Source organism: Microbacterium hydrocarbonoxydans (genome assembly GCF_000956475.1).
GTDB lineage: Bacteria > Actinomycetota > Actinomycetes > Actinomycetales > Microbacteriaceae > Microbacterium > Microbacterium hydrocarbonoxydans_A.
This window is the reverse complement of record NZ_JYJB01000008.1, coordinates 428,793-451,662: the sequence shown is the minus strand read 5'-3', so window position 1 is coordinate 451,662 and position 22,870 is coordinate 428,793. Positions and strand designations below refer to the sequence as shown.

General features: G+C 67.5%; 18 protein-coding genes. 12 read left to right on the top strand and 6 right to left on the bottom strand.

Going from position 1 to position 22,870, the window contains the following annotated elements:
• The first annotated feature begins 23 nt into the window (after nucleotides 1-23).
• The 6 genes from rsmG (at nucleotide 24) to RS84_RS08805 (ending at nucleotide 7,707) form a co-directional block, all read left to right on the top strand.
• Nucleotides 24-662: a 16S rRNA (guanine(527)-N(7))-methyltransferase RsmG gene (gene rsmG, locus RS84_RS08830; RefSeq protein WP_045257395.1), complete on the top strand. Its 639-nt coding sequence runs from the start codon at nucleotides 24-26 to the stop codon at nucleotides 660-662.
• 3,060 nt (nucleotides 663-3,722) lie between these two features.
• Entirely contained in the window at nucleotides 3,723-4,643 is a 921-nt protein-coding gene (locus RS84_RS08825) for a ParA family protein (protein ID WP_045257394.1), read from the top strand.
• The gene (locus RS84_RS08820) at nucleotides 4,643-5,623 is read left to right on the top strand and encodes a ParB/RepB/Spo0J family partition protein (protein ID WP_082062105.1); all 981 of its coding nucleotides are present in this window, start codon (nucleotides 4,643-4,645) and stop codon (nucleotides 5,621-5,623) included. The genes RS84_RS08825 and RS84_RS08820 overlap by 1 nt, the downstream gene beginning before the upstream one ends.
• 61 nt (nucleotides 5,624-5,684) lie before the next feature.
• On the top strand, nucleotides 5,685-7,133 hold the full coding sequence (locus tag RS84_RS08815) for a sugar porter family MFS transporter (protein WP_082062104.1): 1,449 nt from the start codon (nucleotides 5,685-5,687) through the stop codon (nucleotides 7,131-7,133).
• Nucleotides 7,134-7,142: 9 nt separating this feature from the next.
• A complete protein-coding gene (locus RS84_RS08810; protein ID WP_045257391.1) occupies nucleotides 7,143-7,472 on the top strand; it encodes a hypothetical protein in 330 nt (109 codons plus the stop codon).
• A gap of 1 nt (nucleotide 7,473) precedes the next feature.
• On the top strand, nucleotides 7,474-7,707 hold the full coding sequence (locus RS84_RS08805) for a GrpB family protein (protein ID WP_082062103.1): 234 nt from the start codon (nucleotides 7,474-7,476) through the stop codon (nucleotides 7,705-7,707).
• Nucleotides 7,708-7,781: 74 nt separating this feature from the next.
• Here RS84_RS08805 and trxA read toward each other — a convergent pair whose 3' ends face one another.
• The 5 genes from trxA to RS84_RS08780 all read right to left on the bottom strand — a co-directional run bounded on the left by trxA (nucleotide 7,782) and on the right by RS84_RS08780 (nucleotide 14,460).
• Nucleotides 7,782-8,105 (bottom strand): thioredoxin, encoded by a 324-nt coding sequence (gene trxA, locus RS84_RS08800; protein ID WP_045257389.1) that lies wholly within the window; start codon nucleotides 8,103-8,105, stop codon nucleotides 7,782-7,784.
• Between the two features lie 68 nt (nucleotides 8,106-8,173).
• The gene (trxB, locus tag RS84_RS08795) at nucleotides 8,174-9,148 is read right to left on the bottom strand and encodes a thioredoxin-disulfide reductase (RefSeq protein ID WP_045257388.1); all 975 of its coding nucleotides are present in this window, start codon (nucleotides 9,146-9,148) and stop codon (nucleotides 8,174-8,176) included.
• A 119-nt stretch (nucleotides 9,149-9,267) separates the two neighbouring features.
• Nucleotides 9,268-10,518 (bottom strand): hypothetical protein, encoded by a 1,251-nt coding sequence (locus RS84_RS08790; protein ID WP_045257387.1) that lies wholly within the window; start codon nucleotides 10,516-10,518, stop codon nucleotides 9,268-9,270.
• Nucleotides 10,519-10,630: 112 nt separating this feature from the next.
• On the bottom strand, nucleotides 10,631-12,250 hold the full coding sequence (murJ, locus tag RS84_RS08785; protein ID WP_045257386.1) for a murein biosynthesis integral membrane protein MurJ: 1,620 nt from the start codon (nucleotides 12,248-12,250) through the stop codon (nucleotides 10,631-10,633).
• Nucleotides 12,247-14,460, bottom strand: a complete 2,214-nt coding sequence (locus RS84_RS08780) for a DUF6049 family protein (RefSeq protein WP_152641784.1) — start codon at nucleotides 14,458-14,460, stop codon at nucleotides 12,247-12,249. The genes murJ and RS84_RS08780 overlap by 4 nt, the downstream gene beginning before the upstream one ends.
• 97 nt (nucleotides 14,461-14,557) lie before the next feature.
• Between RS84_RS08780 and RS84_RS08775 the strand changes: the two genes are divergently transcribed.
• Entirely contained in the window at nucleotides 14,558-16,105 is a 1,548-nt protein-coding gene (locus RS84_RS08775) for a N5-glutamine methyltransferase family protein (RefSeq protein ID WP_200892001.1), read from the top strand.
• Nucleotides 16,106-16,122: 17 nt separating this feature from the next.
• On the opposite strand, the gene RS84_RS08770 is transcribed toward RS84_RS08775, so the two are convergent.
• Nucleotides 16,123-20,256 carry a beta strand repeat-containing protein gene (locus RS84_RS08770; protein WP_045257385.1) on the bottom strand — a complete coding sequence of 1,378 codons (4,134 nt, stop codon included), beginning with the start codon at nucleotides 20,254-20,256 and terminating at the stop codon, nucleotides 16,123-16,125.
• Between the two features lie 178 nt (nucleotides 20,257-20,434).
• Here RS84_RS08770 and RS84_RS08765 point away from each other — a divergent pair, with 178 nt between their 5' ends.
• Genes RS84_RS08765 through RS84_RS08745 form a run of 5 tightly spaced genes read left to right on the top strand, consistent with a single transcriptional unit; the run spans nucleotide 20,435 to nucleotide 22,850 of the window.
• Nucleotides 20,435-20,869, top strand: a complete 435-nt coding sequence (locus tag RS84_RS08765; protein ID WP_045257384.1) for a hypothetical protein — start codon at nucleotides 20,435-20,437, stop codon at nucleotides 20,867-20,869.
• Nucleotides 20,866-21,381, top strand: coding sequence for a phage tail protein (locus RS84_RS08760; RefSeq protein ID WP_045257383.1), 516 nt, complete (start codon nucleotides 20,866-20,868; stop codon nucleotides 21,379-21,381). Before RS84_RS08765 ends, RS84_RS08760 begins: the two co-directional genes overlap by 4 nt.
• Nucleotides 21,382-21,385: 4 nt before the next feature.
• Complete coding sequence (locus RS84_RS08755; protein ID WP_045257382.1) at nucleotides 21,386-21,883, top strand: phage tail protein; 498 nt, start codon at nucleotides 21,386-21,388, stop codon at nucleotides 21,881-21,883.
• 15 nt (nucleotides 21,884-21,898) lie between these two features.
• Complete coding sequence (locus RS84_RS08750) at nucleotides 21,899-22,426, top strand: phage tail protein (protein WP_045257381.1); 528 nt, start codon at nucleotides 21,899-21,901, stop codon at nucleotides 22,424-22,426.
• Complete coding sequence (locus RS84_RS08745; RefSeq protein ID WP_052676288.1) at nucleotides 22,419-22,850, top strand: GNAT family N-acetyltransferase; 432 nt, start codon at nucleotides 22,419-22,421, stop codon at nucleotides 22,848-22,850. Before RS84_RS08750 ends, RS84_RS08745 begins: the two co-directional genes overlap by 8 nt.
• The last annotated feature ends 20 nt before the right edge of the window (nucleotides 22,851-22,870 follow it).

Below are 22,870 nucleotides of genomic sequence, written 5' to 3'. Positions count from 1 at the left end.
CCAGAAACCGGGGAGCAGAATCGATGACTCAGGCGGATGCCGCTGAGGTAGAGGTCGAGCCGGCCATCGCGGCCGAGCTGTTCGGTGACCGCATCGATCTGGCTCGCCAGTTCACCGATTCTCTCGCCCGCGAGGGAGAGGAGCGGGGCCTGATCGGCCCGCTGGAGCTTCCTCGTCTGTGGACTCGGCACATTCTGAACAGTGTGATCGCTGCGCCGCTGTTCCATGGCTCGGTCGCTGACATCGGGTCCGGTGCAGGTTTGCCGGGTGTGGTGCTCGCGATCGCGCGTCCGGATGTTCAGTGGACGCTCGTCGAGCCGATGGAACGGCGAGTCACCTGGCTGAACGAGCAGGTCGCGGGGCTGGGACTCAGCAACGTCGAGGTGCTTCGCGCCCGTGCCGAGGATGTCCGGCGGCCCGAGGGCTTCGATGTCGTCACAGCACGCGCGGTCAGTGCGCTGCGTACTCTGATTCCCATCACTGCACCGCTGGTCCGTGACGGGGGAGAGCTTGCTTTCCTCAAGGGGCTCAACGTCTCCAACGAGATCGACGCGGCGCAGAAGGCGATCAAGAAGCACCGCCTGTCGAATGTTCGGGTCGAGGTGCTTGGTGAAGGCGTCTTGGCGGAGACGACGCGAGTCCTGCGAGCGACCGTCCGCTGAGATTCTGTCGATGTTTCACGTGAAACATCCTCGATTCGAGTATCGGCTGCACCTCTTCTGATCTAACTCGGAGAGTGGCTTACGATGCCTTTGGCTCCTAGCCATGTTTCACGTGAAACATGCAACTGGGTACTCACTCAAACCGTTCGGGCACTGTTCGGGTCCTGGCATTATTTGCTTGATGCACCCTTGCGTATCCCACAGGGCGGTGACAGAGTGACACTCGGCTCCGTTGTGGGCATCGGAGCATCGCCGCGCTGGCATCCACGTATGCAGCGGCGAAATCAGGCAAACCGAGCGTTCACTGGGGGCGAGGTACGGTCGGCTGGCCAAGTGGTGATCAGCAACACGTGTCTGCTCCGGATCGGAGTCAAAGGGGATGGGTGCTTGGCCGGCTGAAGTGCGGAGCGGCGTGTGGATCCCTGATGGTGTCGGGTCTCATCTGTTGTCCGTGCAGCCCGCTTCTACTGTGCCCTCGGATATGTGATGTTTCACGTGAAACCGAGGGGCTGCCGTGGCTTTTGGGCTCGAATACGCTGCGGGTCGTACATACGGTGACTACGTACGCGCAGCGGTAGGCGGGAAGTACTTGCACGTGGACGTATCCGGGCGCATGAATGAGCGCGACGTCTGCGATTGGCGGCACGAAAGCCGCCTATGCCGCGGCGCACTCGCAGTGATCGAGGTGCAGTGCTGGTGAGCGCGGGGTATGGGGTTGCACCTGGGGCCTCCCGGGTCATAAGAACCCGGGGGGCAAAGCGACAGAGCCAGGTGTCGAGAGGCACAGGACGGGGCATGATCCCGCATGGGGATCTGCAGGCTACGGGCTGCAATGACACCCTGCGTCCTACATGTTTCACGTGAAACACTACGCGTGAGGACGGCTACCGACGATCGGGTGGGGCTCTAGTCGGCGATGAAGGGACCCGAATGTCGCTCGCACCGCAGGCGCCCGGAGGTAGCACCCTCGATTGTCACGCGTCTGCCTAGGAGTGAGTGAGACCGCGATTCGGAGGAGCATCGGGTGGGAGTCACCTTTCGAATGGACGACACGCGGTCGTTTAGGGCGGGTGAGAACCGTCGGGATGGTCGGGTAACCCGACTCCTGTGGGACCGGGGCCCATCGGCTGATGCGCTTCGCGACCCGGCCGTTTCACGTGAAACCACACCGCCGTGTCAGCAAGATGTGAGTAATACGCCACATGCGTACGTGGTGTAGTGCGGTCTCGTGCCTGCCGCGCGTACCTGTCGCGATACTGGCCGGGGAGATCGGCCGTGTTTGAGGGCCATAGAACGCAACAGGGTGGCGCGGGGACTGTGCAGATACGACCTCAGTCCTCGTCTCTTCTTGGAGAGGAGTCGATTGTGTCGAATCGCGCCGGGGACCAGATGGCCGGCCGACATGGAGCTTCCGCCGTCAGTCGACTTTTCCCTGCCCGAGGTAGATAGCGAGGAACTCATCCGGGATTCAGTGTGCCGGATGCACGCGCTCTCACTTCCCAAGTCGGGAGGTGCTCCTCTATCCCGCCCACTGCGTGCGGTGCTCCGCCCGTCGGAAGTGATCGGGGCGATAGGTGGTGTTTCACGTGAAACACCACCGCACCGTGCGACAGACGAGTCGCCATCCCCTGCGCATTCCATTGCGAATAGAGGTGTCACAGGTGGCATCCGCAAAGACCACGCACGGAGATAGCGGTTCATCCCCAGCGCGCCAGCTCCCGCGCCTGGCTGCGCGACGTCGGCATCGACGGGGAGAGGTCGAGCGCGGCGCATGGTGTTTCACGTGAAACGTACCTCACGTCTAAGCCCCACCTGCGCTCAGGTGCTCCCGGTGGTGGGCCCCGGTGCGAGGGTGCTCCGGTATCGCGCCGATACCCGGGCGCTATCTCTCCCGCGCCCGACCAGAGGCTCTCCTCGGGCAGCGGGGCAGAAGAAGCGGCCAGGCCGTTCGACAAAGACACCACCAGTCCTGGCGAGTCCCTTGATTCTCCGGGGCATCACTGACCAAGAGCACTCAAGGGCCTGGAAGGGACGGGGTGCACGCCGCCCCAGAGTTTCCCGACATCAACTCCGCACCGCCGGGTGGGTATGGGAATGCGTCCCATGAGACGAGCAGCCCCGATCATGGGCACCCTCCGCTCTCACGTGAAGCCAGTACCAGAACGCTCCTCTGCGTCGACTCGTGGGTGGGATAGGCGCGAGGGACTGCATCCTCTCTAGATAGCGGACCGTGTACAGCCTGCGGGGGAGTGGCCACGATGAACACTCACGGCGGACGAGAAGAAGCAGTCGACCACCGAGGAAGGTCACCAGGTGAGTCACGCAGGACTACGGCCTCGCCACGGAAGAGCACACGCGAGCACAGGAAGCCAGGCTGAGGCCGCTCCACGCTGGCTCACGCCAGGCGTGAGTAGCAGGGGCCTTCATCTCATCCGCGGTGATCACCGTGCACCCGGATGTTTCACGTGAAACATCGCGCGGATGCAGGGTATCGAAGGTTCACAGGGGCAGACGCAACGCGGTCTGCAGAGCGCAGCTCTCGTGATGTGCATGGTCAGGGGGAACAAGGAACACCCTCACCGGGATCTATCCGTCATCTCCGTCCGCGAGTAGGCGCGAACGAATCTGAAGCCGGGGGAGTGGGGCCAAGTGCCCGGACGTTTCACGTGAAACATAGCCGGGAAGCACGGATCGAACGCTCACAGGCAGACGAGACGCGGTCTGCAGAGCGCAGCTCTCGTGATGTGCATGGTCAATGGGAACAAGGAACTCACCCCGCCGGGATCTGTGCGCGATCTCCGCACGGGGTTACGGCTCGAACGAGTTCGAAGCAGGGGAGCGTGGCCCGGACGTTTCACGTGAAACACCATCGCCCAAAGCAGGGAGAGTGCGACCAGATTGCCAGCGAGCGAGATCGGCTCCGCCACGAATCCACCCCTGGGCGGCGGAAACGACGCGATCTCGAGAACATATCGGCGCCAGCATCCACGCAACAGCGGCGATACGGTGAACAGCGTCGGCGCATGCAGTTAGAGTGGAACACGGCCCCGAAAGGAGTGGATGTTTCACGTGAAACAATCCGAAAAGGAATCGCCGAACACCTTCGGGATGGATACCCCGCTCGCGCGGGAGATCGCGGACCTGAGCGCACGTCGCCGAGTCCTCGAAGACGTCCGCATCGACTTCACCGGTGAGACCCGCATTCTTACGGTATCGAACCAGAAGGGCGGCGTCGGCAAGACGACCACGGCGGTGAACATCGCGTCAGCCCTGGCGGGGCTGGGCGCAAAGGTCCTGGTGATCGACCTTGATCCGCAGGGGAACGCCTCGACGGCCCTGGGTGTCACCCACACGACAGAGGTCTCGAGCATCTACGACGTCCTCATCAACGACCTGCCCCTCGCCGACATCGTGCAGCAGAGCCCCGAGAGCGACACTCTCTTCTGCGCCCCCAGCACGATCCACCTCGCCGGCGCGGAGATCGAGCTCGTGGCCCAGGTCGCGCGCGAGCACCGGCTGCGCCGAGCGCTGCTCGACTACCTCGAGCAGCATCCGATGGACTTCGTCATCATCGACTGCCCGCCGTCGCTGGGTCTCCTCACGATCAACGCCTTCACAGCAGCATCCGAGGTCTTCATCCCTATCCAGTGCGAGTACTACGCCCTGGAGGGCCTCAGCCAGCTCCTCGGCAGCATCCAGATGATCCAGAAGCACCTGAACCCCTCACTTCACCTGTCGACCATCCTGCTCACGATGTTCGACGGCCGTACCCGGCTGGCGCACCAGGTGGCCGAAGAGGTACGCACACACTTCCCGACGCAGGTGCTCGACACCGTGATCCCGCGCTCGGTGCGGGTCTCGGAGGCACCGAGCTTCGGACAGACCGTGATCGCCTACGATGGGCAGTCCGCCGGCGCCGTCGCCTACCGCGAGGCCGCCGTCGAGATCGCGTCGCGTGCGACGCAGAGCAAGGAGAAATGATGGCGAAGCGCACAGGACTGGGTCGCGGGATCAGCGCCCTCATCCCCACCGCAGATCAGTCTGAGCGCCCGGTGGACGTGTTCTTCCCCGGCGCATCGATTCAGAAGCTTGCCGAGGCTCAGCAGGGGGAGACGGATGCTCAGGCAGAGGTCGACGCAGAGCTCGAGCCCGTTCCCGGCATTCACCTGATCCAGATCGATCCGAACGAGATCGTTCCGAACCCGCGTCAGCCGCGAACGCACTTCGACCCCGAGCACCTGGCCGAACTGGTGCACAGCGTCAAGGAGTTCGGCGTCATGCAGCCCGTCGTGGTTCGCAAGAACAGCGACGGCGCCTACGAGCTGATCATGGGGGAGCGCCGCACGCGCGCTGCGCGCGAGGCCGGGCTCACCTCGATCCCCGCGGTCGTGCGCGACACCGCTGACGAGGACCTGCTCCGCGACGCGCTGCTCGAGAACCTTCATCGCTCCGAGCTGAACCCGCTGGAAGAGGCCTCCGCGTACCAGCAGCTGCTCGAGGACTTCGGGATCACGCAGGAAGAGCTCGCCACCCGCATCGGCCGCTCTCGTCCCCGCATCAGCAACACGATCCGACTGCTCAAGCTGCCGGTTCCCGTGCAGCAGCGAGTCGCTGCGGGGGTCCTCAGCGCAGGCCACGCCCGCGCCATCCTGAGCCTCGACGACCCCGAGGCGATGCAGCGCCTGGCAGACAAGGTCGTCAACGAAGATCTCTCGGTGCGTGCCACCGAGGTCGCCGCCAAGACCCTCCCATCGGCGGGGACTCGCACTGCCAAGCCCACGCCGGGCGCACGGCGCGCCTATCTGGACGAGGTCGCGGGCAAGCTGGGAGACCGGCTCAACACTCGCGTGAAGATCGCCCTCGGCACCAGGAAAGGGCAGGTCACAATCGAATTCTCGTCGATCCAGGACCTGAACCGCATTCTCGACGAGCTCGGCGAAGAGGGCTACGGCCGAAGCTGACGGCGTGGCGGCGGGCCTCATCCCCTAGACTCGCGTCATCTTCGACGATGAGGGGGTAGTCATGTCCAAGGTTCAGACTCCAGCCGGATTCCAGAGGCGGGTGGTCGCGGTCAGCATCGCGGCGGCTCTCGGTGGTTTCCTGTTCGGATTCGACACGGCGATCATCAACGGCGCGGTCGACGCCCTGGCCGGCAACGTCTCGGGTTTCGATCTCAACGTCGGGCTGAAAGGGTTCGCGGTCTCATCGGCCCTGATCGGCTGCGCGGTCGGCGCCTGGTTCGCCGGCCCGATCTCGAACAAGTACGGCCGCATACCTGTCATGGTGGTCGCCGCCGGCATGTTCCTCATCTCGTCGATCGGGTCAGGGCTGGCATTCAGCGTCGTGGATCTGATCATCTGGCGAGTGATCGGCGGATTCGGGGTCGGTGCGGCATCCGTCATCGCTCCCGCCTACATCGCCGAGGTGTCGCCCGCGAAGATCCGCGGTCGACTGGGGTCGCTCCAGCAGCTGGCCATCGTGACCGGCATCTTCGCCTCACTGCTCACCGACGCCTTGCTGGCAGGCATCGCCGGCGAGGCCGCGGCACCCCTGTGGGGACTGACCGCGTGGCGGTGGATGTTCATCTCGGCTGCCCTTCCCGCCCTCGTCTACGGCATCATGTCGCTGCGGCTGCCCGAGTCCCCGCGCTACCTGGTTCGCAAGGGCGAGATCGATCGAGCATCCGAAGTGCTCACGACCGTGACGGGAACCATCGACGTCAAGGGCAAGATCAAGGAGATCACCGACACGATCGACACCGAGCGCAAGGAGTCGCTGCGTGACCTCCTCGGCAGCCGCTTCGGTCTGAAGCCCGTGGTGTGGGTAGGCATTCTGCTGTCCGTGTTCCAGCAGTTCGTGGGCATCAACGTGATCTTCTACTACTCGACGACGCTGTGGCAGTCGGTGGGCTTCGACGAGTCGAGCGCTCTGCTCACGTCGGTGATCACCTCGGTCACCAACATCGTCGTGACCATCGTGGCGATTCTTCTGGTCGACCGCATCGGTCGTCGGATCATGCTCCTCGTCGGATCCGTCGGAATGACCGTGACGCTCGGGATGATGTCGCTGGCCTTCTCGTTCGGGACCCTCGACGCGGCCGGTTCCGTCACCCTTCCCGACCCGTGGGCGACGGTGGCGCTCATCTGCGCCAACGGCTTCGTGGTCTTCTTCGGCGCCACGTGGGGGCCGCTGGTGTGGGTGCTGCTGGGCGAGATGTTCCCCAACTCGATCCGTGCGGGTGCCCTGGCTGTCGCGGCCGCCGCGCAGTGGGCCGCGAACTTCTTCATCTCGACGACGTTCCCGGCGTTCGCCGAGATCGGCCTGACCTTCGCTTACGGCTTCTACGCGTTCTTCGCGCTGCTGTCGTTCTTCTTCGTGTACTTCAAGGTCGCAGAGACGAAGGGCAAGGAGCTCGAGGAGATGACCGACGATGCGAAGGTCGAGCGCCGTACCCGTCCTGCACGCGCATAGGCTGGAGGTATGACCGAGCTCGTTCCCCGCCGCGCCAGCCTCGAAGTTCTGCGTGCTGAAGCGTCGGACGAGCTTGCGGTGCTCATCCAGGAACGCCTGCTCGGGGGAGAGGACCCCTGGGAGTTCATGGAGGAGCTGCCGAGCGTCGACGAGCTCGTCGTCTACCTGCTGCGCGCCGATAACATCGCGGCGAACGATGGTGTGCGACCGAACGAGGCTCGGCACTACCGGGTGCTGCGGCAGATCGCCCTCGAGTACCCCGAACTGACGCCTGCCGTGTGGGGCCTGCTGGACGAGAAGCAGCGCCACCGCCGCTGGGATCCCACCGTCGCGTCCTGACATGGCCTCGACGCCCGCCCCGTACGACTCACGTCTTCGAGGCCGAGGGGTGGATGCCGTGAACCAGCGCATCTTCCGCGACTGGTTGCGCACGCACCCCGCGGATGCGGCGCGCTACGTGGCCGCGAAGAGGGAGGCAGCACGCACCGACAACGCCCGGAAGACAGCCGACATCCAGGAGATCCGTCGACCGGTCGCGCGCGGCGCTCGTGCTCGCATCGGTGCCGGTCTATGACAAATGGCACGCGCGCAGATGCGCAGAAGGCCCGCCTCCACACAGGAGACGGGCCTTCGAGCGTCTGAGGGGATTCAGCCGATGAACGCGGCGAGATCCTGCTCGAGAGCGAACTTCGGCTTGGCGCCGATGATGCTCTGCTTGACCTCTCCGCCGACGAAGACCTTCATGGCCGGGATCGAGGTGATCTGGTACTGCATCGCGAGCTGCGGGTTCTCGTCGACGTTGAGCTTGAGAATGGTGATCTTGTCGGGGTTGTCGGACTGGATCTCATCCAGCACCGGCGAGACCATGCGACACGGACCGCACCACTCGGCCCAGAAGTCCACCAGCACGGGTCCCTCAGCCTGCAGAACGTCCTGCTCCCAGGTCGCCTGGCTCGTAGCCTTTGCACTCATCAGAGTTTCTCCTTGATTCGAGGTTCGTCCGCTACAACAACGGGCGTGGGGAAAGTGTTCCCGCCGCCTCAGGCGACGATGACCTCAGCGGCCTCGGCAGCGGGAACCTCCACCGAGGCGTCATCGAAATCCGCGAGGAAGTGCTCGGCGTCGAGGGCTGCCACCGTGCCGGAGCCGGCGGCCGTGATCGCCTGGCGGTAGGTCGGGTCGATGACGTCTCCCGCCGCGAACACACCCGGAACCGAGGTCTTCGACGTGCGGCCGTCGACCCAGATGGTTCCTTCGGCGGTGAGCTCGAGCTTGTCGTGCACGAGGTGTGTGCGAGGGTCGTTGCCGATCGCGATGAACAGCCCGTCGAGAGGGAGGTCGCGGAGCGTGCCGTCGACAGTGTCGCGCAGCTGCACTCCGGTCACGGAGTCGCCGCCGAGAACCTCTGCGACCTCGCTGTTCCACACGAACTCGATCTTCTCGTTCGCGAACGCGCGCTCCTGCATGATCTTGGATGCACGCAGGCTGTCCTTGCGGTGGATGACGTACACCTTGTCCGCGAAGCGGGTGAGGAACGTCGCCTCTTCCATCGCCGAGTCGCCGCCGCCGACGACCGCGATCGTCTTCTCACGGAAGAAGAAGCCGTCACACGTGGCGCACCAGGAGACGCCGTAGCCGGAGAGGCGCTCTTCGCCCTCGATACCGAGCTTGCGGTAGGCGGATCCGGTCGCATAGATGAGTGCGCGGGTCTCGTGCACCGCGCCGCTGCCAAGGGTCACCGTCTTGACGGGGCCGTTCAGGTCGAGCGAGGTGACGTCGTCGTACAGCACCTCGGTGCCGAACTTCTCGGCCTGCTCCTGGAACTTGGCCATGAGCTCGGGTCCCTGGATGCCGTCAGGGAAGCCCGGGTAGTTCTCGACCTCGGTGGTGTTCATCAGCTCGCCGCCGACCTCGACCGAGCTCGCGATGAGCAGCGGCTTGAGGTTCGCGCGCGCCGCGTAGATGGCGGCGGTGAACCCGGCCGGTCCCGATCCGATGATGATGACCTGACGCATGTGCTCTCTCTCTTCCCCGAAAAGGGCGTACGGCTGCTTCAACCAATGGTAACCGCGGGGCATTCCCCGGACGCTGTGCGTCTGGTCGGGAGCAGAAAGCGGATCGGCACGCGGTGTCCTCAAACGGCCAGGCGGAGCAGGCTCGGCCATTCGTCGTAGCGGAAGGTGATCCCATCCACCGGCGGCTGACGTTCGTCCTCCTCGGTGAGGCGCTCCCACCAGAGGACCTCGACCACGTCAGCGGCAGGTCGTGGAACGGTGCGCAGCTCCACGGAGACGATGGAGGACGGATCGGCCGCGCCGGCGACCGATTCGACACGGATCGTGAGCAGTCGTTCTTCGTCGTCGGTCGCGGTCAGGGTGCCCGTCCAGGCCTGCCCGCGAGCAAGCGGTGCGGGAACGGCTGTCGGATCGGGAGCGGGGGCCGGCGTGGCATCCGTCGTCGGCTCGGACGCGGGGATCTCGGTGTCGGTGACCTCCCAGTCGTGCGCAGCGGCGACATCGACCATCTCGTCGAACAGGTCAGCAGGAACGCCCTCCATCTGCACGCTCATGTAGACGCTCATCGACGCGAGTCGCTTCTGACCGTTCTCGTAGCTGCGCGGGTCGTCGTCATCCATTCCGCAGCAGTCGATGGTCCATCCGTTCTCCGCGATGTCCTGACGCAGGGGAACGAGCGAACGCTGAGCGTCGTCCCACTCCCGAGCCTCCGCGGCAGCTGCTGCCTCCTCCTGGGCCTCTCCGGCCATCGCCACACCCTTGACCACGCCGAGGAACAGCAACGGGACGACGAGCATCACCACAGCGACGACCCATGAGGGCATCCTCCTTCTGCCGGGCGCATCCGCCAGCATGCTCGCTGAGACGACCGCCGCCAAGTAGCTCAGGACGGCCACGATGATGGCGATACCGGACAGGCTCGCCTGCGTTCCGTCGCGGATCCCGAATGCGTCGCCGAGGATCGAGTCGATCCCGCCCGAGTCTCCCAGTCCTCGATGAGACAACGCCAGCAGAATCTGGCTCCACCAGTTCACGATCATCGCGATGCTGACGATGGAGGGAGAGGTCTTCGCCCCCGCCCGCCGCAGAATGAAGCGGGGCAGCAGCCCGAGCAGAGCGAGACCCGGCACGATCAGGATCATGAAGGGCAGCAGCAGAAGCATCTCCCAGCCGCCGCTCTTGAGCATGAGGAGGTACATCAGCACCGGCATCGTCCACGAGACGAGGGGCCACGTCATCCAGATCAGCAGATCGGCGTTCTCCCGGGGTTCGGGCGTCACCGTGACGTCGGGTGCCACCGTGTCGTCCGCAGGCTCGGGAGGCATCGCAGCATCAGCCGGCCCGTCGTGTTCGATCGCAGGTTCGGGCATATCGCGAGCCTAGAGGCCGGTCGACGGTCGCTCGTCGACGTGCGAGCGCGTTGTGGATAACCCTCATCCGATACCGGGTGAGTCACCGGATGCGGGAGCGGATGCCGTCGGCTCAGCGCCCTGGCAGGAACCGGCGCAGCATCCGCGTCGCGGCTGACAGCTCGGGGGCGCGCAGCAGAAGCAGCACGATGACGTAGACGATCACCGATACGAGCCCGATCACGCCGGTGCCGACGGCCCCGAGGATGCGGTCGACGAAGTTCGATCCGGTGTTGCCGACGATCCAGCCGTTCTCCGCGCCGAGCAGGAGGTAGGCTCCCCAGCCCGCGAAGCCGGCAGGAATGGCGGCGACCGTGAAGCGGAGCAGAGAGAGGAGCGTCCGGGGGATCTCGAGACCGCCCAGGCGGTTGCGGAGGATCCAGATCGCCACGATCGTCTGCACGACGCCGGCGACGGACTGACCGAGGGCGATCGCGGCGGCCAGCTGCTCCTTGGGCGCCAGGGCGCCCGCGATCAGGGACAGGACGATGATCAGGGCGACCTGCACGAGGGTGAAGTAGAACGGCGTGCGGGTGTCGCCGTACGCGTAGAAAGCGCGCTGCACGATGAACAGCAGAGCGAGCGGCAGGAGTCCCACGAGGTAGCAGATCAGCACCGGGGCAGCCTGCAGAGCCTGCTCCGCTGATGCCGTGAAGATCCGCGTCGCAGGAACCGCAGCGACCGCGAGTGCGATGCCGGAGCCGACCACGAACAGCGAGATGACGCGGATGCAGCGGGCGACGTCTCCGCGAACCTCGGCATCGCGGTTCTCGGCCGCATGCTCCGCGATCTGCGTGAAGTACGGTGTACCGATCGAGATGGCGAAGATCGAGTACGGGAGCATGAAGACGAGCCAGGCCGCCTGCATGAAGATGACCGAGGGATTCTCCCCCGAGGCTTCGCCGACGACCGCTGTCTGAACCCAGCCGGCGATCTGGCCGGCGATGACCATGAGGAACGTCCAGCCGGCCAGTCGGCCGACAGCGCGCAGGCCGACGCCCCGCCACTGGAAGTCGGCACGCAGTCGAAGGCCCGTGCGTCGCCATGAGAACAGCAGCAGTGCCGCCTGCAACGCGATTCCGAGGGTCGCCGTCCCGGCGAGCAGAGCGATCATGGTGGGAGTCCAGCCGCCGACCTGGTTGCGATCGGAGCCGAACAGGGCGATGAAGATGAGGAAGCCGGCGATCGACACGATGTTGTTCGCGATCGGAGCCCAGGTGTAGGGACCGAAGACGCGCTTGGCGTTGAGCGTCTCACCGATCAGCGCATAGAGGCCGTAGAAGAAGATCTGCGGAAGGCACCAGTACGCGAACGCCGTGGCAAGAGCCTGCTGATCGGGCGTGAACTTCGGGCCATAGAAGGCCACCAGCCAGGGAGCCGCCACCATGGCGACCACCGTGGCGGCGAGGAAGACGACCGTTCCGATCGTGAACAGCTTCGAGATGTACGCCCTGCCGCCGTCCTTGTGGGCGCCCGCCTTCACGATCTGGGGGATGATCACGGCCGTGAGGATGCCGGTCTGGATGATGGTGAAGACGTTGTTGGGCAGCTGGTTGGCGACGCCGAAGGCATCGCCAGGGCGACCGAAGCTGCCGATGGCCGCGAGCAGCACGATCGTGCGCACGAGCCCAGTGACGCGCGAGACGAGGGTGCCGGCCCCGAGGAGGGCGCTGGCGCGGCCGAGACTGCTCACTGGGAGTCCTTCTTGGTGTCGACGACGTCGGTCGGCGTGGAAGTCGCCGCGGCATCATCAGCGGCCGCCGCGGATCCCGGGTCGGAGGGCGAAGCGTCCGGTGACGACGCAGGTTGTTCGACGACGTCGGTCGCCGTCGCTTCGTCATCTTCGCCGGACGCCTCTGTCTCGGCATCCGCTCCCTTGCGTCGGCGGTGCACGGTGCGAACCACGCCCAGCACGATGAGGATGACGATCAGGCTGCCGAAGATCGCGAGACCGATGCCCTCCCATTCGGCCCGCACGGCCACGCGAACGGTCTGCGACTGGCCGAGCGGCACCCCGGTGGGACTTGTGAGCGAGAGGCGCAGGTCGAGCTCTCCGCTGCCGACGCGGGCCGACACCGGGACCTTGACCCGGGTGGTGGTGCCGGCGGGGATCGTGGCGCGCGTGACCGACTCGACCTCGAGTCGCGGATCGCTCGGCAGCACCGTGAGCACGACGTTGACGGGCCAAGGGAGGTCGTTGCGCACGGCGAACGGCAGATCGGCGTTGGCCGACAGCAGCTGGATCGTGCTGGCGGGCGGGATGCCGACCGAGTCGAGTGTCTCCCGTGTCGCCTGGCGGTGGTCGCTCAGAGCCTCATCGAATCTCGTGGCCCCGAGGCCGGCGCCGATCGTGCGCATGATGCGGATGCGCTCAGGGCTCAGCAGCACCTGCGGGTCGTCGAGGATGGTCGAGAACTGTCCGAGCGTCTGCTCGTCCGACAGGAGCAGCTGCAGCGAGGCGCCGCGATCCTGCTCGGCTTCGGGGTCCATGGCGGCATCGACGGAGAGCTCCGCACGCAGAGAGGTGAGGTTCACGCCGGGCGAGTCGACCGTCGTCACCGCGTCGCGCAGAGCATCAGATGTGCGGTTCTCATCGCGATCGAGTCCGATGGCGAGAGTGGCCGAGGTGGCCTGCGCGGCGAGGTAGAGGAAGGCGTTGGCTGCCGCGAGCGACTGGGCGCGAGCCTCGGCATCCGACTCTCCGGCGGCGTCGGACAGGGCATCCGATGCCGCAGAATCCGTCACGAGCACGTCCTCCGCGCCGACGTTCGCGTGACCGCCGACCACGCCGCCGACAGCGGTCGAGGGCAGGATCGTCGTCGCCGTGCCGCCGAGGTACGAGCGGAACGCCTCGAGATCCTCGTGGGTGACATCCGCTCGCGGCCAGAGGATGCCCTCGGCCGCACGATCGATCGCCGTCAGTGCGTCGTCGCCCGGAAGGGCCGGACCTCCGCTGGGGCTGGGCGCGGGGGTGCCCGTGGGCGTCGGACCTGCCGAGGCCGGGGGAGCGGAGGAGAAGTTCGCCGGATCGAGGAAGGGCGTGAGCGTCGTCGGGGTCAGGAGAGCCGGAAGGTCGGCCTGCGCCTGAGTCGTGGCGTCGGCATCCGCGAACTGCAGAGCGAATCGCTCGTTCGGCAGATTCTCGAGGCGCGCCAGCCAGTCGACCGCGGTCGTGGGCGCCGACGAGCCCAGCACGCGGATGGCTGCGACGATCGCGGGGTCGATGGCGAGAACGGCGGAGGTCCCGCTGACGCCGTCGAGCTGTGCGGTGAGATCACCGTCGGCGGCGGTGAGCTCCGTCAGCTCGTCCGAGCTGAGAAGCGCGGCGCCGTCGGCGGGGGTCGCCGTGATCGGCACGAAGACGGTCACCGGCGGATGCGGGTCGGCGGAGATCACGAGGACGCTCGCAGTGGAGACATCCGCACCGGAGGTGGCGTCGGTTCCGCTCAGCGCGGCACGCACCGGGTAGACGCCCGGTGCGAGGGTCGCCAGGACCTCTTCCGGGATCGCGAGGCTCGTGGTCACGGAGGCCCCGGCATCCACCTGCTCCGTGCTGTCCTCGGCGATCACGTCGAAGTCTCCCGATACGTCGTCCGAGTCCAGCCACGACGAGACCGCATCCTCTCCTGCGAGGGGCGTGCGATTGATCGAGACCGTCACGCGCCCCGATGGCAGCGCCTGGTCTGCGGTGTTCTCGACGGTGACGGATGCCGTGGTCGGCAGCCCGGGGGCGACGACGCCGTTCGACCCGGCCGACACGTGGAGCACCGGGGGCTCGGCATCGCCCTGAGCAGCCTGAGCCGCCGGGGCGGCGACCACGCCGGTACCGAGTGCCATCGCGAAGGCCACGGTTCCGCAGGCGAGGCGCGCGCGAAAGCCGTTCTCGAAGATGGTCACGGTCATGGGGGTCTTCCTCGAGCGCCCGAGAGGGGGCCGATCGTGAGTGCTGACCCTGCGATTCTAGGCGGGCGCGCAGGTGAGATCCCTGAAGGCGCGTAGAGTGACGGCCGTGTCCGACAGTGCTTCCCCCCGCCCAGAGCCTCTGCTGTGCGCCGCTCTGGCGACCGATCTCGACCTGGCGGACTTCCGCTCCGAGCCCCTGCGGCGCCTCTGGGGCGAAGAGGCCGACGACGCTCTCGCGCGCGGTCTGCGCGAGCCGATCCTGCGTGCGATCTCCGGCGACGACGGCGTGCTCGCCACGCTGGGGCGCCTTTTCGTGCTGGGCATGCCACAGCCGAGAGACGCCGTCGCCGCGGCACTGACCCAGCTCGGCGTCGACGGTCTCGAGCGACTCGGGCTCGCCGTCACCGACGAGGATTCGGTGCGCCCGACCGCCCTGCTGCGCCCGCAGTCGTTCGTCGATGCAGACGGCATCGGCGAATGGTGGATCGCGAGCGACCTCGACGAGGTCGCCCTCGACGGAGCACTGCCGGCGGATCACGTGCTGGGTGTCGGCGGGGCCTCGCGCACGCTGGCCGAGATCGTGATGCCGATCGAGGTCGACCGTGCCCTCGACCTCGGCACCGGATGCGGCATCCAGGCCCTCCTGGTCGCCAGGCACGCAGCAACGGTCGTCGCGACCGACATCTCAGCACGCGCCCTGGCGTATGCCGAGCTGAACGCCCTGCTCAACGGCGTGCACAACATCGACTTCCGCGAGGGGAGCATGTTCGAGCCTGTCGAGGGTGAGGCCTTCGACCTCGTGGTGTCGAATCCGCCGTTCGTGATCACTCCGCGGGTCGAGGGCGTGCCCGCATACGAGTACCGCGACGGCGGTCTGGTCGGCGACGCTCTCGTCGAGCAGTTCGTCCGCACGGCTCCCGCGTATCTGACTGCGGGCGGCGTCGCGCAGCTGCTGGGCAACTGGGAGTCGCGCGCATCCTCTTCGCCGGTTCCTGAGCGAGCGCGGCGAGGAGAGGAGCAAGGGCTCGACCGGCTCTCGTCCTGGGTTCCGGATGACATCGATCTCTGGGCGATCCAACGCGAGGAGCTCTCACCGCTCGGCTACGCCGAGCTCTGGATCCGCGACGGCGGCATCACTCCTCGCGACTCCGCGTTCACCGCGCTGCTCACCGCCTGGCTCGACGATTTCGCCGCCCGCGGCGTCACGGCGGTGGGATTCGGCTACGTGCTGCTCCGTCGCCCCGCCACGAACGGCGAGCGACTGCGCCGGGTGGAGCGGATGCCGCAGCCCGTGTCGAACGTCGGCGGGGCGCTGCGCCACGGGCTCGCCGCCTTCGACCTGATCGCGGACAGAGGGCTCCCCGACACTCTCGTCACGGCCGCCGACGTCACCGAAGCGCGCCACCTGCTGCCGGGAAACGACGACCCGAGCGTGATCGAACTGCGACAGGGCGGCGGCTTCGGTCGCACGATCGCCGTCGACCCCGCGCTCGCCGCATTCGTCGGGGCATGCGACGGCGAGCTCACGGTGGTGCAGATCGTCGCAGCTCTCGCCGACCTCTTCGAGGTGCCGCTGGCAGATCTCTGGGCCGACATCGAGCCCCGCATCCGACAGCTCGTGCTCGACGGGCTGCTGCTCGGCTGAGCGGAAGGCCGTCGAGCTCACGCCGAGCGGCGGTGGGCTCTGCGCGCGAGTGTGAGACCCGCGAGAATCGCGAGCAGTGCCACGAGCATCAGGCCGAGCGACTGCGAGCCGTCGACACCGGTGGCCGGAAGCGTGCTGGTGGACGACCCTGCACCCGTCGACGGCGGCAGCACGACCGTGGTTCCCGCCGTCAGCAGCCGTGCGGTCCCCGACGCGCTGATACCGGAAGCGGCGACCGTGTGGGCGCCCAGCGACTGGTCGGCGGGGATCGTGACGGCGACCGAGAAGGCGCCAGTGGCATCCGCGACGACCGTTCCGAGGCTCGTCGGGGTCGAGTAGATGCCGAGCCGGATCACGGAGCCCGGGAGGTATCCGGTTCCGGCGACGGTGATCCGCTGACTGCGCACGACCGTGGGCGGAACGCCCGTCAGAGCGCCGTCGGCGACGTCGATCACAAGCGGCAGCGGTACCTCGGCCTTCACCGAGATCCGCACCGTCATCTCGTCCGCCCCGAAGCCGTTGTCGACCGCCAGCACGACCGTGGCATCACCCGCGTCAGCGAGCGTCGGTGTTCCCGAGAGGGTGGCGGTGCCGTCGCCGTGGTCGGTGAAGCTCAGCCAGGCGGGCAGCCTGGATGCCGAGATCACGCCCACGGGGAGCCCGGTGCTCTCGATGTCGACCGCGAGCGCGCCGCCGGCGAGAGCCGCCACAGGATCGACCTCGACGAAGGCGGGAACCTGGCCGACCGTGAGGACGGCCTCGTCGCTCGTCGCCGTCCCCGACGTGCTCGTGAACACGGCCCGCACACGAGCGCCGTCATCGGCGATGGTCGCAGTGAACGACAGTGTGGTCGCGGTGGCTCCGGCGATATCCGTCCAGGAGCCGCCGACGAATCGCTGCCACTGCACTGCCGGCGCTGGATATCCCGACGCGGCCGCGGTGAAGACGGCATCCGCTCCCTCGAGAAGCGTCTGCGAGCCGGGGTGACCCGTGACGATCGGCGCCTCGTTCACCGTGAGGGTGAAGCTCTGCACCACGGCGCTGCCGTCGATCGACAGGTCGAACGAGTAGGTTCCGCCGCTTCCAGGCGGCGGAGTGCCGACCAGGATGCCGCCGGCCAGGCCGAGCCAGGCGGGCGCGCCCGTGATGCTCACCGCGGCGAGCTGCGGATAGCCCGGATCGACCGTCACCGCGAAGCTGCCGGCGACTCCGGATGTGAAAGAGGTGTGGTCGGCGCTCGTGAATGCGGGCGGGGCCGTGATCGTGAGGGTGAACGTGCGTGTGACGGACCCGTGGGCGTTGGCGGCCGTGAGGTCGAAGGTGTGCACGCCAGGGGGCAGGGCGGGAGTGCCGGTCAGGCGCCCGGTGCCGTCGCCCTCGTCGGTGAAGGAGAGCCCCGAGGGCAGCGTGGCCGCCGACAGCGCGGGAGTCGGGATGCCGGCAGAGGTGACGACCTCGTCGAGCGCCTCGCCCTCGGCGATCGTCGCCGACAGTGTGCTGGTGAATGCCGGCACGGCCCCGATCACCGTGATCTGCACGATGATGCTGTCGGTGCCGAAGCCGTTGTCGACCGCGAGGGTGACCGTGTACGCGCCCACGTTCGCGATCGAGGGGAGGCCTGCGAGCCGCGCGGTGCCGTCGCCGTTGTCGGTGAACGTGAGCCACGAGGGGACTCCGCTGGCCGTGATCGCGCCGTGCGGCAGACCCGTGGTGGTGAGGTTCACGGTGAGCGGCCATCCGGCGTCGGCGACGATCGGGTCGACCGCGACGAGTCGCGGGGCCTGCCCGACGGCGAGGCTCACGGTGTTCGAGGTCGATGTGCCCAGGGCGTTGGTGAACACCGCACGCAGCTGGGCTCCGTCATCCGCCATGGTCGCCGCGATCGTCAGTGTCGTCGACGTCCCATTCGCGATGTCGACCCACGTACCCCCGGTGAAGCGCTGCCACTGCACGGTCGGGATCGGATGACCCGAAGCCGTCGCGGTGAAGGTCGCGTCCGTGCCCTCGAGCACGGAGGCCGAGACAGGCGGGAGAGTGATCGACGGGGCCTGGTTCACGGTCAGAGTGAACGTCTGCGAGACGGCGCTGCCCGTGATCGCCAGAGTGAAGGTGTACACGCCGCCGGATTCTGCGGGCGGTGTGCCGACGAGGAGCTGTGCTCCCGGTGCTCCTGTCAGGCTGAGCCATGCGGGAGCGCCCGTGAGTGTGGCGGCGTTCAGCGCCGGGAAGCCCGGATCGATCGTCACGGCGAACTCGGCGGGTGCTCCGGCTGCGAAGGTTGCGTGATCGGCGCTCGTGAAGCTCGGCGCCGACGTGACGGTCAGGGTGAACAGGCCGGGCGTGACGCCGAACGCGTTGCTCGCGGCCAGGCCGATCGGGTACGTACCCGGTGCGACGGTCGGGGTGCCGTGCAGAAGCGCCGTGCCGTCGCCGTTGTCGCTCAGTTCGAGGCCCGCGGGCAGCGCGCCCTGGGCGGTGATCGACGGCGTGGGCGACCCCGTCGTGGTGATGGTCGCGTCGACCGTCTCACCTGCCGCGATCTCCGCAGCGAGAGGACTCGTGAACGCCGGTGCGGCGCCGATCATCAGCGTGAGCGTCTGCTGCACGGGTGTGCCGCCGTTGTCGGCCGTGAGGATGAGAATGTACGTGCCCGAGGTGCTCGGCACCCCCGAGATGCTCAGCCCGCCGGGTGCGGGCGTGACCGAGAGTCCCGCCGGCAGCGCGCCCGAGGTGAGACTCACATCCGGCACGGGGTAGCCCGTGGTCGTGACGGCGAAGAGGAACGGCGTGCCGACGGTCGCCGTCGCCGTGTTCGGGCTCGTGAAGGCGGCGTTCTGCCGCACGCCGAGAGTGAACGGCACGGATGCCGAGCCGTAGGTCGCGGTGGCGCCGCCGGCGCCACCGGTCGTGCCCGCCGTGAAGATGCCCGTGGACTCCCCGAGCGTGAACGGGGTGACGGCCGAGACGATCGAGCCAGCCGGAGACGCGCCGCTCCACGAGACCGTGGTGTTGTTGAATCCGTCCAGCACCTCGCGCGGGAGCATCTGGCCCGCGGAGTTCACGAGCAGCGACACCGTGAGCGGGACGGTCTCGGAGGTCTCGATCGTGCTCGCGGTCGGGAGCGCCGTCAGCACCAGGTACGGGCCCGCGGCACCGGAGGAGAGGTCGGCGGTGTCGCAGCCGGCGGTACCGGGCCCTGCGTTGCATCCCCACCAGTTGTTCGTGAGGGTGCCCGCCGCGCGCACGGAGGCGCTGCCGGTGTTGCCGACGAAGGAGTTGTACTGCGCCGTGATCGCGCCGTCGACGGCATCCAGTGCACCGCCGCGTGCTCCGGCACCCGTGACCGTGTTCCCCGTGAAGATGCTGCTGGTGATCGAGGAGCTGCCGACGCCGTTCGAGTCGATCGCGATGGCGCCACCGCCGGCGGGGATCGTCCCGGCGCCGACCGCGTTCGCGGTGAACTCGGAGCCGGAGACGGTCAGAGCATCGCCGGCGGCCATGGCTTCGTAGTACACGGCGCCGCCCGAGGCCGACCCGCTGCTGTTGCCGATGAAGGTCGAATCGGTGATCGTGAGGTCGCCGCCGATGAACTGGATCGCGCCGCCGGGGTTCGCCGTGCCCCCGGTCGCGGTGTTGTTGCTGAACACGGTGTCGTCGATCACAAGAGTGTCCGGATCCGGAGCGTCGATGCTTCCCGCGATGATCGCCCCGCCGCCGAAGACGCTGTCCTTCCCGCCGCGGAACTCGAATCCGGCGATGTCGACGTCGACGCCGCCCAGGATGTCGGGGTCGATCGTGAGAAGCTGCGTCGAGCCGTTGCCCGTGATGACGGGGCGACCGCCGGCGGCGCGCAGCTCGATGCTGGTGCCCGGCGTCTTGCCGACGACGAGCGCTCCGCTCGAGAGCGTGTAGGCACCGGCAGGGACCGTGATCGTGGTCGCACCGCCGACGTTGTTCGCCACGCACAGGGCGTTGCGCAGGCTCGTCGGCGAGGCGGGCGTCGTGACCGCCGTGTTCGAGCAGGCGCCGTTCGCATCGGAATCGACTGTGGTGCCGACCGTGATGGTCGTGGCGGCCGAGGCGGGATCAGCCACGACGAGTCCGAGGGCCACGAGCGCGAGAGCCGAGAATCCCGCGACGGACGAGCGCATGAAACGGGCAGACTTCCGGGGAGAAGACATCGAGGTCCTGTCTGACTGCGGGGAGATGCACGACGCAAAACTGGTGTATCGGCATACTATCGGCGGCGATCTCGGAGTGATAGCGTCAGTCCCGCACCCGTCCCGAGCGGACGTATCCCCAGGGTGCGACCCGATCGCAGGAGCGCTCATGACTGCTGTTCTCTCACGCCGCGGCGTGCTCGGAGCGGGGGCGGTCGCGGTCGGCGTCGGCCTCGCTTCCGGAGGGCTTCCGGCCTCTGCCGCAACATCGATCCACTCGTCGGCCGCGGCCTCGGCATCCGCCGTGCAGGTCGACCCGCTGCTGCCCGTGCGCTCGCTGTTCACGGGCCGTGAAGGCGTCGAGTTCGTCGGCTTCTCCCCGTGGTCCGAGCATCGCCTCGTGCTCGTCGAGGTCGGCGACCTCACGGGAGCAGGGGATGCTGAGCACCGCTTCCGCCTCGCCTTCACGACCGATGCAGGCGCACGCGACGGGATCTACCGCATCCTGAAGGACGGCGCGATCGTCGCCTCCCTGTTCCTCGCTGCCGTCACGGACGCGCCGATTCTCGAAGCGATCGTCGACCGGCGGGAGGAAGGCGCATGAGCGAGCCGTTCATTGGCGAGATCCGAGTCTTCGCGGGCAACTTCGCGCCGGTCGGATGGGCGCTGTGCAACGGCGCGCTCGTCTCGATCGCTGAGAACGACGCGCTGTTCAGCCTGATCGGCACGACCTACGGCGGTGACGGGGTGAGCACCTTCGGCCTGCCGGATCTCCGCGGGCGTTCGCCACTTCATCAGGGGCAGGGGCCAGGCCTCGGCAACCACACGATCGGCGAGCTGGGCGGGGTCGAGCAGGTGACGCTCTCCGTTGCGCAGATGCCGGGACACAGCCATCAGGCGACGCACGCGGCCGCCGCGACGACGGCTGATCCCACGGGCAATCGCTGGGCAGCACAGACGGCCGCGGCGTTCTCGGATGCGGCGCCGAACGCACAGCTCGCCGGAGATGCGCTGTCTCCTGCCGGGGGAAATCAGCCGCACGAGAACATGCCGCCGTATCTCGCGGTGACGTACATCATCGCCACCTATGGCATCTATCCGACGCGAGACTGGTGAGCAGATGAGTGAAGCGTATGTGGGTGAGATTCGACGGGTCTCTTTCAACTTCGCGCCGCGCGGCTGGGCGCTCTGCAACGGGCAGCTGATGCAGATCTCGCAGAACCAGGCGCTGTTCTCCCTGCTCGGCACCAACTACGGCGGCGACGGGCGGACCACCTTCGCACTTCCCGACCTCCGTGGCCGCGCTCCGATCCATGCCGGTCAGACCCCGTGGCGCGGCGAGGTCGGCGGACAGGAGCAGGTCGCCTTGAACGTTCAGAACCTGCCCGCGCATTCGCATGTGCCGCAGGTGTCGTCGGCCGCGGCGACCGCGACGTCCCCGCAGGGCGGCCACTGGGCGGGCACGGGGCAGCCGGCTTTCGGCGCCGACGTCGCGGGGGTCGTGAACGCCGCGGCTGTCTCCGTGAGCGGTCAGTCACAGCCTCATGAGAACAGGCCGCCGTACGTCGTGATCAACTACATCATCGCGCTCTCCGGGATCTACCCGTCGCGGAACTGAGGATCGGAGCACAGCGTGTCAGACCAGTACCTCGGAGAGATCCGCACGGTCGGCTTCAACTTCGCGCCGCAGGGGTGGGCGACCTGCGACGGGCAGATCCTGCCGATCGCGCAGAACACCGCGCTCTTCTCGTTGCTCGGCACCTACTACGGCGGCGACGGCAAGACCACGTTCGCGCTGCCGAACCTCAACCGCACGTTCGCGATCGGCCAGGGGCGGGGTCCCGGTCTCACCGAGCGCGCCCTCGGCGAGATGGGCGGGGTGTCGGCCGTGACGCTCACGCAGTCGGAGATGCCGCTGCACACGCACGTCGCGAATGCGGTCGCTGCGGCGGGGAACAGCGGCGACCCTGAGGGGCGGGTCTGGGCCGAGCCCCGCTACGGTCGAGCGGTGCGGCCCGCCTATGCGGCGACGGGCGGTCAGGTCATGGCCGCGGATGCACTCACCGCTGCGGGCGGCAACCAGCCCCACGAGAACATGCCGCCCTTCCTGACCATGACCTTCGTGATAGCGATGACAGGGATCTTCCCGCCGCGTGGATGAGGTCTCGATCGATGACCCGCGGGTGCAGGAGATCGCGGCGGAGGAGATCCGCGCGCGGTTCGCCGGGTTACCGGATGGGGTCGCAGCGTCGCTCGTGAGCGCGCAGCTCGCCGCGAAGTTCCGCAGTCTGATCGCGCAGCATCCGGATGCCGTCGCCCATCTGATCGCCGGGTACGGGTATCGGGTCGTCGCGCGGGCGGCGGGAGTGATCCGGCTGTGCGACATCGCGGTGTCGACGCCCGCTCGCGGTCGCGGATACGGAACCCTGCTGCTTCGCGATCTTCTCGACGAGGCGGATGCCGCAGGTGCCCCGCTGGAGCTGTCAGTCTGGCACGACGCTCCGGCGAGGAGCTGGTACGAGAGGCACGGCTTCGTCGTGGTCGGAGGCGATCCGCACGCCTACATCGACATGAGAAGGGAATAGCGCACCATCCATTCTGTTGC

Coding starts and splice junctions, on each gene's coding strand:
- RS84_RS08820 (WP_082062105.1), top strand. CDS start 4,643: ATGGCGAAGCGCACAGGACTGGGTCGCGGGATCAGCGCCCTCATCCCC.
- RS84_RS08780 (WP_152641784.1), bottom strand. CDS start 14,460: ATGACCGTGACCATCTTCGAGAACGGCTTTCGCGCGCGCCTCGCCTGC.
- rsmG (WP_045257395.1), top strand. CDS start 24: ATGACTCAGGCGGATGCCGCTGAGGTAGAGGTCGAGCCGGCCATCGCG.
- RS84_RS08810 (WP_045257391.1), top strand. CDS start 7,143: ATGACCGAGCTCGTTCCCCGCCGCGCCAGCCTCGAAGTTCTGCGTGCT.
- trxB (WP_045257388.1), bottom strand. CDS start 9,148: ATGCGTCAGGTCATCATCATCGGATCGGGACCGGCCGGGTTCACCGCC.
- RS84_RS08765 (WP_045257384.1), top strand. CDS start 20,435: ATGACTGCTGTTCTCTCACGCCGCGGCGTGCTCGGAGCGGGGGCGGTC.
- RS84_RS08825 (WP_045257394.1), top strand. CDS start 3,723: ATGTTTCACGTGAAACAATCCGAAAAGGAATCGCCGAACACCTTCGGG.
- RS84_RS08805 (WP_082062103.1), top strand. CDS start 7,474: ATGGCCTCGACGCCCGCCCCGTACGACTCACGTCTTCGAGGCCGAGGG.
- RS84_RS08815 (WP_082062104.1), top strand. CDS start 5,685: ATGTCCAAGGTTCAGACTCCAGCCGGATTCCAGAGGCGGGTGGTCGCG.
- trxA (WP_045257389.1), bottom strand. CDS start 8,105: ATGAGTGCAAAGGCTACGAGCCAGGCGACCTGGGAGCAGGACGTTCTG.
- RS84_RS08760 (WP_045257383.1), top strand. CDS start 20,866: ATGAGCGAGCCGTTCATTGGCGAGATCCGAGTCTTCGCGGGCAACTTC.
- RS84_RS08790 (WP_045257387.1), bottom strand. CDS start 10,518: ATGCCCGAACCTGCGATCGAACACGACGGGCCGGCTGATGCTGCGATG.
- RS84_RS08770 (WP_045257385.1), bottom strand. CDS start 20,256: ATGCGCTCGTCCGTCGCGGGATTCTCGGCTCTCGCGCTCGTGGCCCTC.
- RS84_RS08755 (WP_045257382.1), top strand. CDS start 21,386: ATGAGTGAAGCGTATGTGGGTGAGATTCGACGGGTCTCTTTCAACTTC.